Origin of the sequence: Paraburkholderia sediminicola (genome assembly GCF_046026895.1) — a bacterium.
In the GTDB taxonomy this organism is placed as follows: Bacteria; Pseudomonadota; Gammaproteobacteria; order Burkholderiales; family Burkholderiaceae; genus Paraburkholderia; species Paraburkholderia sediminicola_C.
Genome location: NZ_JAQQEU010000041.1, coordinates 1 through 14,420 on the forward strand (window position 1 = coordinate 1; position 14,420 = coordinate 14,420).

At 62.3% G+C, this 14,420-nt stretch carries 10 protein-coding genes and 1 pseudogene; 8 read left to right on the top strand and 3 right to left on the bottom strand.

Annotation, left to right across the window (positions count from 1 at the left end):
• Positions 1-3,105: SET domain-containing protein-lysine N-methyltransferase (locus PQR02_RS25210; protein WP_408237495.1), on the top strand; the 3,105-nt coding region annotated here is incomplete at its 5' end.
• Between the two features lie 3 nt (positions 3,106-3,108).
• On the opposite strand, the pseudogene PQR02_RS41050 reads toward PQR02_RS25210, so the two are convergent.
• Positions 3,109-3,184 (bottom strand): annotated as a pseudogene (locus PQR02_RS41050) (IS6 family transposase); the annotation flags it as partial.
• 364 nt (positions 3,185-3,548) lie between these two features.
• On the opposite strand from PQR02_RS41050, the gene ehuR reads away from it, so the two are divergent.
• The 7 genes from ehuR to PQR02_RS25245 all read left to right on the top strand — a co-directional run bounded on the left by ehuR (position 3,549) and on the right by PQR02_RS25245 (position 11,857).
• Complete coding sequence (ehuR, locus tag PQR02_RS25215; RefSeq protein ID WP_408237640.1) at positions 3,549-4,946, top strand: MocR-like ectoine utilization transcription factor EhuR; 1,398 nt, start codon at positions 3,549-3,551, stop codon at positions 4,944-4,946.
• A 167-nt stretch (positions 4,947-5,113) separates the two neighbouring features.
• Positions 5,114-6,145, top strand: coding sequence for a hydroxyectoine utilization dehydratase EutB (gene eutB / locus PQR02_RS25220; protein WP_408237498.1), 1,032 nt, complete (start codon positions 5,114-5,116; stop codon positions 6,143-6,145).
• The gene (locus tag PQR02_RS25225) at positions 6,142-7,146 is read left to right on the top strand and encodes a cyclodeaminase (RefSeq protein ID WP_408237501.1); all 1,005 of its coding nucleotides are present in this window, start codon (positions 6,142-6,144) and stop codon (positions 7,144-7,146) included. The genes eutB and PQR02_RS25225 overlap by 4 nt, the downstream gene beginning before the upstream one ends.
• A 54-nt stretch (positions 7,147-7,200) precedes the next feature.
• Positions 7,201-8,226: a N(2)-acetyl-L-2,4-diaminobutanoate deacetylase DoeB gene (gene doeB / locus PQR02_RS25230; protein WP_408237504.1), complete on the top strand. Its 1,026-nt coding sequence runs from the start codon at positions 7,201-7,203 to the stop codon at positions 8,224-8,226.
• 7 nt (positions 8,227-8,233) lie between these two features.
• Positions 8,234-8,725 (top strand): Lrp/AsnC family transcriptional regulator, encoded by a 492-nt coding sequence (locus PQR02_RS25235; protein ID WP_408237507.1) that lies wholly within the window; start codon positions 8,234-8,236, stop codon positions 8,723-8,725.
• A 166-nt stretch (positions 8,726-8,891) separates the two neighbouring features.
• A complete protein-coding gene (locus PQR02_RS25240; protein WP_408237510.1) occupies positions 8,892-10,415 on the top strand; it encodes an NAD-dependent succinate-semialdehyde dehydrogenase in 1,524 nt (507 codons plus the stop codon).
• A 44-nt stretch (positions 10,416-10,459) separates the two neighbouring features.
• A complete protein-coding gene (locus tag PQR02_RS25245) occupies positions 10,460-11,857 on the top strand; it encodes an aspartate aminotransferase family protein (protein WP_408237513.1) in 1,398 nt (465 codons plus the stop codon).
• A 69-nt stretch (positions 11,858-11,926) separates the two neighbouring features.
• Here the strand turns inward: PQR02_RS25245 and PQR02_RS25250 are convergent, their stop codons facing one another.
• Together PQR02_RS25250 and doeA are read right to left on the bottom strand one after the other, a co-directional pair.
• Positions 11,927-13,018, bottom strand: a complete 1,092-nt coding sequence (locus tag PQR02_RS25250; protein ID WP_408237516.1) for an alcohol dehydrogenase family protein — start codon at positions 13,016-13,018, stop codon at positions 11,927-11,929.
• 65 nt (positions 13,019-13,083) lie between these two features.
• Positions 13,084-14,304 carry an ectoine hydrolase DoeA gene (doeA, locus tag PQR02_RS25255; protein WP_408237519.1) on the bottom strand — a complete coding sequence of 407 codons (1,221 nt, stop codon included), beginning with the start codon at positions 14,302-14,304 and terminating at the stop codon, positions 13,084-13,086.
• Between the last annotated feature and the right edge of the window lie 116 nt (positions 14,305-14,420).

The following is a 14,420-nucleotide window of genomic DNA, read 5'->3' on the forward strand; positions in this document are numbered from 1 at the left end:
GTGATGATGGATCTGAATCGAGGCAGCGTCAGTGAAATCCATGGGGACGACGACTTTGCCAGATGGGCTAAAAACAACCGTGGCAACTTGCTTCAGAGTTTCAATGATAGCGACAGGCAGGGAGGCAGGGATGCGCATTGGCCTAAAGCGGATGAGGCTCTCGACAAACTGATTGCGGGGAACCAAACCACTTCTTATGGATATAAGAATCTTCTCTCCGATCAGAGAATTCCTGTCAGGGAATTATTTAATTACACCCGATCGCGAGACAGTGATTATCAACTGAAGTATGGCAATTTAACAGCAGGTGCTGGCGACAAGGATGAGGCTGGGATTGCATCCCAATATCGGGCTGTGAACGTAAATAACGCTAGATGGGCTGATCAAACAGAGATATTCGGCGCTGCACAGCGAAACTGGAAATCGGCAAAGGGGTTGTGGGGTAAGACATTCAGCTACCTACCCATTGTCGGCGGCGTTGGTGATATTGTCTTCGGAATTCATGACGGCCTCCATGGCATGACGGAGCAAGATCGCATTGGGGGCAATGTGGCCGCGGCAATATCGGGCCTGCAACTGGTGCACGATGTGGTACCCGGCGCGGCGGAATCAACGTTTGGCAAACCGCCTTCGGTATTGAATTCCTCCAGTATCCATGATTCAGGATGGAAATTTAATCCGGGAATGAGTGAATTCAAATTTACGCCACTACAGCGTGTCAATGGGCAGGTCGGTTATCCTTTGGGACCAATAGAACCACCAAAAATTCCCAGCGCGGAAGGCACAGAAAAGAATATTGCTAATGCTGGTAATCAGTCACCACAGCTCGGACTATCAGGTATCAAGAGGCCTGCGCCGTCTGGAGATGATGCATCCGGGCCCGTCGATACAACAGAGGCGTCACCGCATACTAAAATATCTCGTCCAGACAGCAATCCTGGTACTACAGCCAGCTCCAGCAACAGTTCAACTTCGAAGGCCAGTCCATCAAGCCAGAGCCATGGGAATGCGAAGAAATTCAGTCCCGTCACCGCCGTCCACGTCAATGAGTGGCACGCTATGTCCCAGATAGGGCGCAATAGAATTGGCATGTCCGGGTTCGCCAGTAAACACAAGCTCAGTCTAGCTAGCTGGCGGAACGCCGTTGCTGCCGATGGGATGATCAAACCGCAAGGGCAGGCAATTCTGGACCGTGCCACCGGAGTCCAATACAGTCCCGTCACCGCCGACCGCATCAATGAGTGGCACGCTATGCCACAGGCGGAGCGCAATAGAATTGGCATGGCGGAATTCGCCTGCAATAACAAGCTCCGTTTCAGTAGCTGGCGGAACGCCGTTGCTGCCGACGGGACGATCAGACCGCTAGGGCAGGCAATTCTGGATCATGCCACCGGAGTCCAATACCGTTTCGTCACCGCCGACCACATCAATGAGTGGCACGCTATGTCACAGACGGAGCGCAATAGAATTGGCATGTCCGGGTTCGCCAGTAATCACAAGCTCAGTCTAGCTAGCTGGGAGAGCAGCGTTGCTGCCGATGGGACGATCAGACCGCAAGGGCAGGCAGTTCTGGACCGTGCCACCGGAGTCCAATACAGTCCCGTCACCGCCGACCGCATCAATGAGTGGCACGCTATGCCACAGGCGGAGCGCACTAAAATTGGCATGGCGGAATTCGCCCGCGATAACAAGCTCAGTTTCAATAGCTGGAAGAGCAGCGTTGCTGCCGATGGGACGATCAGACCGCTAGGTCAGGCAATTCTGGACCGTGCCACCGGAGTCCAATACAGTCCCGTCACCGCCGACCACATCATTGAGTGGCACGCTATGCCACAGATGGAGCGCTATAGAATTGGGATGTCCGGGTTCGCCAGTAATCACAAGCTCAGCTTCAATAGCTGGCAGGACGTCGTGGCTGGCGATGGGACCATCAGACCGCGAGGGCAGGCAATTCTGGATCATGCCACCGGAGTCCAATACCGTTTCGTCACCGCCGACCACATCAATGAGTGGCACGCTATGTCCCAGATGGAGCGCAATAGAATTGGCATGTCCGGGTTCGCCAGTAATCACAAGCTCAGTTTCAATAGCTGGCGGAATGCCGTTGCTGCCGATGGGACGATCAGACCGCAAGGGCAGGCAGTTCTGGACCGTGCCACCGGAGTCCAATACAGTCCCGTCACCGCCGACCACATCAATCAGTGGCACGCTATGCCACAGGCGGAGCGCACTAAAATTGGCATGGCGGAATTCGCCCGCAATAACAAGCTCCGTTTCAATAACTGGCGGAACGCCGTTGCTGCCGATGGGACGATCAAACAGTATGGACAGCTAGTTCTGAATCGTAAACTTAAAGAGGGGCCATCTGTGGGTGAGGATGTCGCCATAAAAACAGAGCCTGATGATCCCGGATTCATTCGCCACGAAATTGAGGACAACGGCCCGATACTTAGGGATCCGGCAGATCCAACGCGCAGTGTACTTCAAGAGGCTGAGGGGACGATCGACAGTATTGCTGTTACCAGGTGGGCCGAATTGCGTGATGAACTTGCAAAGCTTCCAGCGTCCGAACAGAAGCGGGTAAAACAGGAGATACTCCGGGAAGTGCATGAATGGCTGAAGAGCGAAGGCAATCATAAGGGTAAATTTGAGGACTTGGTGGATTTGAGCATTCCTCTGGATGATGGCCCATACAGGGGCATGTCGGTTTACGCCAGGCGCGATATCAGGCAATTCGAGGTAATAGGTCCCTATGCTGGCGTACTGCACGATACTGATGCGTCGTTGGGAGAGGAGATGGCTAAACTGGGCGATGAGAATGTGCTGACGTATCTGTGGGCCACAAACTCGGGGCAACGGTCTGTGAGTGCATTTACGCATGGCAACACGTTGAGTCTGATCAATACAGGCCGTCTGCCAGGCGTGTCCGCGGAGGTGCCCCCGAAGGAGAACAACCTGGGGGCAATCAGAGTAGGGAAAAATCTGACCTTTTACGTCGCTCTCAAGGAAATCAAGGCAGGAGATGAGCTTTTTGTGAGCTATGGGGAGGAGTACAACCCGAGCGGTTCCTGGCCAGCGGCGTCAGAACCTGTTTCCGATTCTTAGAGCAAAACTGCCGGATCGGCCCGAAGCACGAGAGAAATTTCTGTGTGCGTTTCGGGTCGCGAAAGCCGCGCACGCCCCGGAGGAAGTCCCCTGGGTCCTTCGCGCAGATCCGTTGCGACACGATACGATAGTCGAGGTCGTTCTGATGTGATGGACGACTCCCGCTACGCAGCGAGAAGTTTATGCCGGAGTGGAGAGGTCGTGATATCCACGGCAAAGGAGTATCCCGGTCGACGCGAGAGCGTTTGTTGACAAGCGCAAGGTCACTGAGGCCGCGACCATGATTATCTAGTGGAAGTGCATTGCGCATCGCGCCCCACACTTTTTCGCGCCAATTGCTCTAGGACAATAATTTTCCGCCCCGTTTTGGCCTCACTATGGAGTCGACGCGCGACGACGCGCTCCACGGCGGAGCCGGCGTCAGCCATAACGGAGGAGCAACGGTGATCGAGCAGTGGCGCGAGGCCGTGCGCGCGGTGCACGGCGTGGAATCGAAATACAAGCGGCTGGTCAAGGCGATTGCCGGCGACATCGAGAGCACGTCGCTGCCGCCGGGCGCGCGCCTGCCGCCGCAGCGCGACGTCGCCGCCGAACTCGCGATCAGCGTGCAGACCGTCACCAACGCGTACAAGGAGCTGGAGCGGCAGGGGCTGATCCGCTGCGAGGTCGGGCGCGGCAGTTTCGTCGCGGCGCGCGTAACCGAAACGATGTCGAGCTACATGCTCGATACGGCCGAGCGTTCGGTGGTCGACTTTTCGATCGCGCGCATCATTCACACGTCCGAGCACGATGCGATGTGGCGCAAGGTCTGCGCGACGCTGTCGACGCTCGACGATCAGCCGTGGATTCGCGCATTCCGGCCGATCGCGGGCTTCGAGCATCATCGCCAGGCGGGCATGGCGTGGCTCGCGTCGCTCGGCATGCCGGCTTCGGCCGATACGCTGCTCGTCACGAACGGCGCCGCGCACGGCATCTTTCTCGCGCTCGCTTCTCTGGTGGGGCCGGGCGACACCGTGCTATGCGAAGGCCTGACGGATCACGGCGTGATAGGTTCGGCCAACGTGCTCGGCTTCACGCTGAAGGGCCTCGAAATCGACGAGTACGGGATTCACCCCGAGCACTTCGAGGAGATGTGCGACAGCGAGCGCATTTCAGCGCTCGTCTGCACGCCGACGCTGAACAATCCGACCGTCGCGTTGATGCCCGAGTCGCGGCGTCGCGCGATTGCGAAAATCGCCGAACGCTATGGCGTCTACGTGATCGAGGATGACGTGTACGGCCCGCTACCCGCCAAACACTCCACGCCGATTTCGAGCCTGATTCCCGAGCTTTCGTTCTACTGCACAAGTTTGACGAAATCGGTGATGGCCGGCTTGCGAATCGGTTATATGACCACGCCGCGGCGACTCGCGCTGCGCGCCGAAAGCGTGCTGCGCGTGAGCAGCTGGATGGCGACGCCGCCGATGGCGGAGGTCGCGACGCGCTGGATCGTCGATGGCACCGCCGCGCGGCTCGTCGAGATTCAGCGCGAACGTCTGGGGCGGCGTCAGGCGCAATTGCAGCAGACGCTCGGTAAATATGTGCTCGGCGCGCATCCGCAGGCGCTGTCGGCGTGGCTGCGCGTGCCCGATCATTGGAGCACCGATCGGCTGGTGCGCGAGCTGCGCAACCGCGACATCGCGGTGACGTCGCCCGATCCGTTTCTGGTGCGCGACGCGGACCGTCCCAACGCGGTGCGGGTTTGCGTCGGCGCCGAGGTCAGCGAGGACACCTATAAGGCCGCGCTCGAAACGATGGGCGACGTGTTCGAGCAATATCCACAAGTGCACGATTTCACCTGATCGCGCAGCTACGCGGATTGCGCAGCGCACCGCTCGAAATGAACTAGGACAATCAAAATCCTTTTTTAGAACACTAGACTGGGCTGCATGAAAAGCGATGCGGCCACGACCACTGCGACTGCCCGCATCGAATAGTAAATCGACCTCTTTGATGCAGGGCCTGGTGCATGTCCGTCCCATCGTCAGCCGATCTGTCGCTAGCCGACATCTACCGCGCGCGCAGCCGTATCGACGGCCGCGTTTGCCGTACGCCGCTCGTCGAATCGCCGAGCCTGTCGGCGCTCGCGGGCACGCCGGTCTATCTGAAGCTCGAAACCGTGCAGCCGACCGGCAGCTTCAAGCTGCGCGGCGCGACCAATGCGCTCGCGCGGTTGGCCGAACAGGGCTGCACTCGCGTCGTGACCGCTTCGACCGGCAATCATGGCCGCGCGCTCGCACATGCGGCGCGCGCGCTCGGTGTCGACGCGACCGTGTGTCTTTCGCGGCTCGTGCCCGCGAACAAGGTCGAGGCGGTGCGCGCACTCGGTGCGCACGTGCGGATTACCGGTCAAAGCCAGGACGAGGCTGAGCACGAGGCATTGCGGCTCGCGCGCGAAGAAGGCTTTGCGTACGTGCCGCCGTTCGACGATCCGTACGTGATCGCCGGACAGGGGACGATCGGGCTCGAAATCGTCGAGGCGTTGCCTGACGTCGCGAACATCGTCGTGCCGCTGTCGGGCGGAGGGCTGTTCGCGGGCATCGCGCTGGCGGCGAAAAGCGCGAATCCCGCGATCGGTTTGACCGGCATCACGATGGAGCGCGGCGCCGCGATGCATGCGAGTCTCGCGGCCGGTCAGCCGGTGCTGGTCGAGGAACTCGACACGCTCGCCGATTCGCTCGGCGGCGGTGTCGGACTCGAAAACCGCTACACGTATGCGCTGACGCGCGATCTGATCGACGAGACCGTATTGCTCGACGAGGCGTCGATCGCGCGCGGCATCGTGCACGCGTATCGGCAGGAGCGGCTCGTCGTCGAGGGCGCGGCGGCGGTGGGCATCGCTGCGGTGCTCGATCGTGCGCTGCCTGCTGCACGCATCGCGCGCGGGGCGCTCGTGCTCGTCGTGACGGGCGCGAACATCGATATGGATCTGCATCGGCGGATCGTCGGCAACGACGCGCCGGACACCGCAGCGCAACCGAACTTACACACCCCATCATGACCTCGATCACGCTCCTTGGCGAAGCCGAGCTTCGCGAACTCGTGCCGCTCGATCTCGCCGCTGTCGATCAGATCGAAGCAGCCTTCGTCGCGCTCGCGACCGAAGCGGTCGCGATGCCGCCTATCCTGCGGCTCGATCTGCCTGCCCACAACGGCGAAGTCGACGTGAAGACAGCATGGCTGCCGCGCCTCGACAGCTTCGCGATCAAGGTAAGTCCGGGCTTCTTCGACAACCCGTCGCTCGGTTTGCCGAGTCTGAATGGCCTTATGCTGGTGTTGTCGGCGAAGACGGGGCTGACCGAAGCGGTGCTGCTCGACAACGGCTATCTGACCGCGATACGCACTGCCGCGGCCGGCGCGGTCGCGGCGCGCTGGCTCGCGAAACCGCACACGCCGCAGGTCGCGATGCTCGGCGCGGGCGAGCAGGCCCGTCTGCAACTGCGGGCCTTGATGCTGGTGCGCCGCGTCGAGCACGTGCGCGTCTGGGCACGCGACGCAGCAAACGCGCTGCGTTTCGCCACGGAGGTGAGCACCACGCTCGGCGTCCGATGCGATGTCGCTCCCAGCGTTCACGACGCGCTCGCCGAAGCGGACGTCGCGATTACGACGACGCCGAGCCGCACGCCGCTGATCGAAGCCGCCGATTTGCATCCGGGCCTGCACATCACGGCGATGGGTTCGGACGCCGAGCACAAGAATGAAATCGCACCGGCCGCCCTGGCAGCGGCGCGTTACGTGTGCGACCGCGCGCAGCAAACGCGCGTGCTCGGCGAACTGCATCACGCGCTCGCGGCGGGCGCTATGCGAGCCGATGCCGCAATCGTCGAGTTGGGTCAGGTCGTCGCGAACCAGGCCTCGGGCCGCACGAGCGACGCCGACGTGACGATCTGCGATCTGACCGGAACCGGCGCGCAGGACACCGCGATTGCCGCGCTCGCGTTGCAGCGTGCGCAGGCGGCGAAAGCCGGAACGACATTTAGCAACGACGCGCCGGTGAAATGACGCGCGGACGAAGGGCAATACGCCGCGCAAGCGGCTCAAGAAGGAGTAGCAGAGATGCGGGCATCCCCGATTCAACCGACGGTCGATTTCAACGCCGATGGCGAACAGCATGGTTTCCTGAAGTTGCCTCATTCGCACGACGGCTCCGCGTGGGGCGCGGAGATGATTCCGATCACCGTGATCCGCAACGGTGAAGGGCCGACCGCGCTGCTGACCGGCGGCAATCACGGCGACGAATACGAAGGACCGATCGCATTGTCGAAGCTCGCCGGCACCTTGAAGGCAAGCGACGTATGCGGGCGCGTGATCATCGTGCCTTTCATGAACTTTCCGGCGTTTCGCGCGGGCACGCGCACGTCGCCGCTCGATCGCGGCAATCTGAATCGCAGCTTTCCGGGCAAACCGGACGGCACCGTGACCGAGAAGATCGCCGATTATTTCCAGCGCTATCTGCTGCCGCTCGCCGACTATGTGCTCGATCTGCACGCGGGCGGCCGCACGCTCGACTTCGTGCCGTTCGCCGCGATTCATCTGCTGCCCGACGCGACGCAGCAGGCGCGCTGCGAAGCGGCGATGCGCGCGTTTGGCGCGCCGTACTCGATGCGGATGCTCGAACTCGATAGCGTCGGCCTCTACGATACGGCCGTCGAGGAAGCGGGCAAGGTGTTCGTGTCGACCGAGCTTGGCGGCGGCGGCTCCGCGACCGTGCAAAGCGTGGCGATTACGGAGCGCGGCGTGCGCGGCTTTCTTCAGCATGCGGGAATTATCAGGCAGAGCGAAGCAAGCGGCCACGCGCCGCGCACGACGACGCTACTCGACATGCCCGACGGCACCTGCTACACGGCGAGCGAGCACGACGGCTTGCTCGAACTGTGCAAGGACCTGGGCGAGATGGTCGACTGCGGCGAGGTGATCGCGCGAATTTACGACGCGAAGCGCAGTGGCGCCGCGCCGATCGAATATCGCGCGCGACGCGGCGGCATACTGGCCGCTCGGCATTTTCCGGGACTCGTGCGGATCGGCGATACGGTCGCGGTGGTCGCCGACGTGCTCGAGCGGGGCATACCGGTGACGGTCTGAACGCACGATGAAATTCGACCGCTACGATCTCGCGATTCTGCGCATCCTCGCGCGCGACGGACGCATTACGAAGTCGCGCCTCGCCGAAGAAATCAATCTGTCGATTTCGCCGGCATGGGAGCGCGTGAAGCGCCTCGAAGAAGAGGGCGTGATTCGCGGGTATCGCGCGGATATCGACTGGGTGCGCGCGTTTAAAGGCAGCCGCGTGGTGGTCGAGGTCACGCTCGCGCGTCATACCGCGCCCGATATGCGGCGCTTCGAGGAGCGCATCGCGGCTGCGGCCGACGTCGTGCAATGCCTCGCGACGGGCGGCGGCGTCGACTATGTGATGCATGTGCTGTCGCGCGACATCGACCACTATCAGCGCTTCATCGATACGCTGCTCACCGACGAATTGGGCATCGAAAAGTACTTTACCTACATCGTCACGAAGGTGGTGAAAACCGGCGCCGAAGGCTTGCCCGAATGGGCGGAACAGTCGATTGGCGACAACGGTTGAATGGCGCGACAAATGCGGGCGAAGTACGACGAAAACCACCACCCGAAAAAACGCCAGCCATAGGGCCAATTGCAGAAAAAACGCGGTCTTGTGGAAGCGACAACAAAAGAAAAGTCAGTGCCGCAGGACCTACAGTGATAGCAGATATCGCACACAGGAGGTCGCCATGTTGCTGGGTCATCCCATCCTATTCAAATCGCTGTGCTACGTGGATGGACGCTGGGTTCATAGCGCGGGCGCCGCGAGCGTCGCGGTGCAGAATCCCGCCAATCAGGAAGTGCTCGGCCATGTGCCGATGCTCGACGCGGCGCAGGTCACCGCCGCAGTCGATGCCGCGCAGCGCGCGTTCGACACTTGGCGCTGGGTTCCGGTTGCCAAACGCTCGGCGCTGCTGTTGCGCTGGCATGAGTTGATCATGCGTCATCAGCACGATCTCGCCGCGATTCTGTCGCTCGAACAGGGCAAGCCGCTTGCCGAGGCGCGCGGCGAAATTGCGTACGGCGCGAGCTTCGTCGAATGGTTCGCGCACGAGGCGCGGCGCCTGAACGGCCGCACGATTCCGACGCATATCGATGGCGCGCATCTCGGCACGATCGTCGAGCCGGTCGGCGTGGCCGCGCTGATTACGCCGTGGAACTTCCCATGCGCGATGCTCACGCGTAAGGCCGCCGCCGCGCTGGCCGCTGGTTGCACGGTAGTCGCGAAGCCGGCGCATGAAACGCCGTTCTCGGCGCTCGCGCTCGCGCAACTCGCGGAAGAAGCGGGTTTTCCGGCCGGCGTGTTCAACGTCGTGCTCGGCGAGCCGCAGATGGCGATGGAAACGCTGGTGTCGGACAGCCGTGTGCGCTCGGTGAGCTTCACCGGCTCGACGCGCGTCGGCGCGCTAGTGATGCAAACAGCCGCGCAGGCGGGCATCAAGAAGACCGCGCTCGAACTCGGCGGCAACGCGCCTTTCATCGTCACCGAAGATGCGGACCTCGAACAGGCGGTGCGCCTCGCGGTCGCGGCGAAGTTTCAGACCTCGGGTCAGGACTGCTGCGCGGCGAACCGGATCTTCGTCGCTCGTCCGTTGTACGAAGCATTCGTCGCGCGATATAGCGATGCCGTGAGAGCGTTGCAGGTAGGGGGCGCGTTCGACGCGAACGTGGACGTCGGCCCACTGATGCACCAGACGGCGTTCGACACGACCGTGCAGCGCGTCGCCGACGCGCGTGAGAAAGGCGCGCGCATTACGGTAGGCGGCGCGGCGCACGAGCGCGGCGGCTGGTTCTTCGAGCCGACCGTCGTGGCCGATGCGGCGCCCGGCATGCGCATCTACGACGAAGAAAACTTCGCGCCGATCTCGGCGGTCGCGCCGTTCGATTCGCTCGAAGAAGTGGTCGAACGCGCGAACGACACCGAGTACGGTCTCGCCGCCTACGTGTGCGCGAAAGATCTGAACATCGTGTTTCAACTGATCCGCCGCCTCGACTTCGCAATGGTGTCCGTCAACGGCGCGAAGTTCACCGGCGCGCCGATTCCGTTCGGCGGCATCAAGTCGTCGGGGCTTGGACGCGAAGGCGGCGTCGAAGGCTTCGAGCCGTTCGTCGAGACGCGTTATTTCTGTCTTGGCCAGCTCGGCTTGCCGGTGAGCGACAGCGCGCCCGCTCGTGCCGCGGCGCACGCAATCGCGACGGACGCAACGGCCTGAACCTGCTGACTCATTCATCCATACATCACACGAAGGAGCGACCCATGAATCAATTCGATCAACTGCTGAGCGCCGACCGCGCGCACTTCATGCATCCGTCGACGCACGCGCACGATCACGCGAGCGGCGCGCTGCCGGTCCGGATCGTGACCGGCGCCAAAGGCATCCGCATTGAAGACCATCAAGGCAAGTCCTATATCGACGCATTTGCCGGCCTTTACTGCGTCAACATCGGCTACGGCCGCACCGAAGTGGCCGACGCGATCTACGAGCAGGCCAGGAAACTCGCGTATTACCACACGTATGTCGGCCATTCGACCGATACGATCATCGAGCTGTCGTCGCGCATCATCGACTGGTCGCCGCAGGGCATGAAGAAGGTGTACTACGGCATGTCCGGCTCGGATGCGAACGAAACGCAGATCAAGCTGGTCTGGTACTACAACAACGTGAAGGGCCGGCCCAATAAGAAGAAGATCATTTCGCGCGAGCGCGGCTATCACGGCTCGGGCATCGTCACCGGTAGTCTGACCGGTCTGCCGAGCTTTCATCAGTTCTTCGATCTGCCGATCGAACGTGTCAAGCACACCGTGTGTCCGCATTGGTATCGTCGCGCGCCGGCCGGGATGAACGAAACGCAGTTCGTCTCGTACTGCGTCGAGGAACTCGACAAGCTGATCGCGCGCGAAGGCGCCGATACGATCGCGGCGTTCATCGCCGAACCGGTGATGGGCACGGGCGGTATCGTACCGCCGCCGGCGGGTTACTGGGCCGCGATCCAGCAGGTGCTGAAGAAGCACGACATCCTGCTGATCTGCGACGAAGTGGTGTGCGGTTTCGGCCGGCTCGGCTCGAAGATGGGCGCGCAGCACTACGGTATCCAGCCCGATCTGATTACGGTCGCGAAGGGTTTGACCAGCGCGTATGCGCCGCTGTCGGGCGTGATCGTCAGCGAGGGCGTATGGGACGTGATTGATAAGGCATCCCCGGAGTCGGGCGCGATGGGGCATGGCTGGACCTATTCTGGCCACCCGATCTGCGCGGCGGCCGCGCTCGCGAACCTCGAGATTCTCGAACGCGAAAACCTCACGCAGAACGCGGCGCAAACCGGTGCGTATCTGCTCGAGCAACTCCATGCGGCGTTCGACTCGCATCCGCTCGTCGGCGAAGTGCGCGGCGAGGGCATGCTGGCCGCGCTGGAGTTCATGGCCGACAAGGATGTCCGCACGCCGTTCGATGCGGCGCTGAAGGTCGGGCCGCGCGTGTCGGCCGCCGCGATGCAGCGGGGTCTGATCGCGCGGGCGATGCCGCACGGCGACATTCTCGGCTTTGCACCGCCGCTGGTGACGTCGCGCAGCGACGTGGACGAAATCGTGAAGCTGACTCGCGAGGCGGTGGATGAGGTGGCGTCGCAGGTGTTTGCGCCCGCTGCTTCGCTTTGATGGACTGACGTAGTAAAGAAAACGCCGGCCGCTGTGATGCAGCGGCCGGCGTTTTCATTGCAACGGGAGTCAATGCGCGGCTTGGTCGCCGCAGTGGCGATCCGGAATCACGACGATATTGCCGACGAAGCGCTTTTCCATGAACCGCGTCTGCGCTTCATGAAACTTCGACAGCGGATAGGTCGCCGCCAGAACCGGGCGGATCTTGCCATTCCGGATATAGTCGAGCACGCGTCTGAACGCGCCGCGCGTGCCCTGCGACGATCCATTCAACTGCAACTGCTTCAGATACATCGTGCGCAGATCGAGCTGCACGACCGGTCCCGCGATCGCGCCCGCGGTCGTATATCGTCCTTCGGGCCGCAGCACGTTCAGCAGCTTGCCGAACAGCGCCCCGCCGACCAGATCGGCGACCACGTCGACCGGCCTGCCGTCGGTCATCCGTTCGACGTCCGCGACGAAATCGCCGCTGTCGCGCAGCATCACGCCTTGCGCGCCGAGCGCGAGCACGGCCTCTTCCTTGCCCTTGCTGACCACCGCATACGGAATTGCGCCGCGTGCGCGGCATAGCTGGATGATGGCCGAGCCGACGCCGCCGGACGCGCCGGTAATCAGCACCGCTTCGCCGCGCTTGACGGCTGCGCGCTCGATCATTTGTTCGCCGGTGTGATAAGCACACCAGAAAGTGGCGAGTTCGGCGTCGGAATAGGAGGAGTCGATACGATGCGCGTTTTCGGCGGGCACGGCCGTGTATTCGGCGTACCCGCCGTCGCGGCCGTGGCCGATGTAGTCGATATCGGCGAGGCTGTCGTCGTCGCGGTTGTAGATCGACGCGTCGACGATCACGCGCTCGCCGATACGCGCATCGCTGACGCCGCGACCCACGGCGACCACGCGTCCGACGATATCCGCGCCCTGGATGCGCGGGAACGTCAGCGTCGAGCGGCCGCGTCGCCACGTCGACACCGCTTGTGGGTCGTCGTCGGTGCCGTAGGCGCCCTGGCGGACCCACACGTCGGTGTTGTTGAGCCCGCATGCTCTCACGTCGATCAACACCTCGCCGGCCGCGCAGGACGGCACCGGCATGTCGTTGCGATAGACCAGTTTGTCGAGGCCGCCATGCCCACTCAGCACAACGGCCTTCATCGTTTTCGGAAGCATGTTTCCCCTTTCGTTGAGGCGGGCGTCATGCTTCGCGAATTCACGCTGGCACGACGCCCGCGCGATTACGGTTTGACGAACAGCTTGCGTGGCGTTCTGCAGAAGGTCTCGACACCGGAGCCGGTAATCAGAATGCTCTCGGTGATTTCGAGGCCCCAATCGTCGAGCCACAGGCCCGGCATGAAGTGGAAAGTCATGCCGGGTTCGAGGACGGCCTTGTCCCCAGGGCGCAGGCTCATCGTGCGCTCGCCCCAGTCCGGCGGATAGCTCGCGCCGATCGGATAACCGCAGCGACTGTTCTTCTCGATGCCGTATTTATGCAGCACGGCGAAAAACGCATTGGCGATGTCCTCGCAGGTATTGCCGGGTTTCGCCGCGGCGAGCCCGGCCTCGATTCCTTCGACCACCGCGCGCTCGCCCTCGATGAAATGCTTCGGCGGCTTGCCGAGGTACACGGTGCGTGACTGCGGGCAGTGATAGCGCTTGAAGCAGCCGGCGATTTCGAAGAACGTGCCGGCATCCTTCGCGAACGGCGTGTCGTCCCAGGTCAGATGCGGGGCGGCCGCATCGGCGCCTGTCGGCAGCAGCGGCACGATCGCCGGATAGTCGCCGCCATGACCGTCGACACCGGTAATGCCCGCGGAGTAGATCTCCGCGACGAGGTCATTCTTGCGCATGCCCGGCTCGATTCGCTCGAGGATATGCGTGTGCATCTTCTCGACGATGCGCGCGGCCACGCGCATGTACTCGATCTCGCGCACCGATTTGACCGCGCGCTGCCAGTTGATGAGGCCGGTCGCGTCCTGCCAGTTCGCGTTCGGCAGATGCGCGACGAGCGAGCGATAAGCGGCTGCACTGAAATAGTAGTTGTCCATTTCGACGCCGATCTTCGCGTTGCTCCAGCCGCGTGCCGCGATCACGTCGCGCGCGAGATAGTCCATCGGGTGCAGCACCATGGATTGCACGTAATGATCCGGGTAGCCGACGATCTGATCGTGCTGCATGAAGACGGTGCGCTTTGCACCATTCGCGTCCTGACCGCGCCCGAACCAGACCGGCTCGCCGTCGAGCGCGAGCAGCACGCACTGATGCACGTAAAACGACCAGCCGTCGTAGCCGGTCAACCACGCCATGTTGGTCGGGTCCGACACGATCAATAGCTCGATGCCGGCTGCCTGCATGGCCTTGCGCGTCTTGCGAAGACGCGCGGCGTATTCCTCGCGTTCGAACGGCAGGCGCACGACGGGCGCCTCAATTCGCGATTCGTGTTGCGTCGTATCTGACATCTTCCTCTCTCTCTGAGCGTGACGTCGTTGCGGAAAGTGGCACCCCGGGTGCACGTGAATGGGGCGTCCACAGGTACTTCTGGCTGCAGTCTAATGCCGCGAGAAAACGCCTCCCA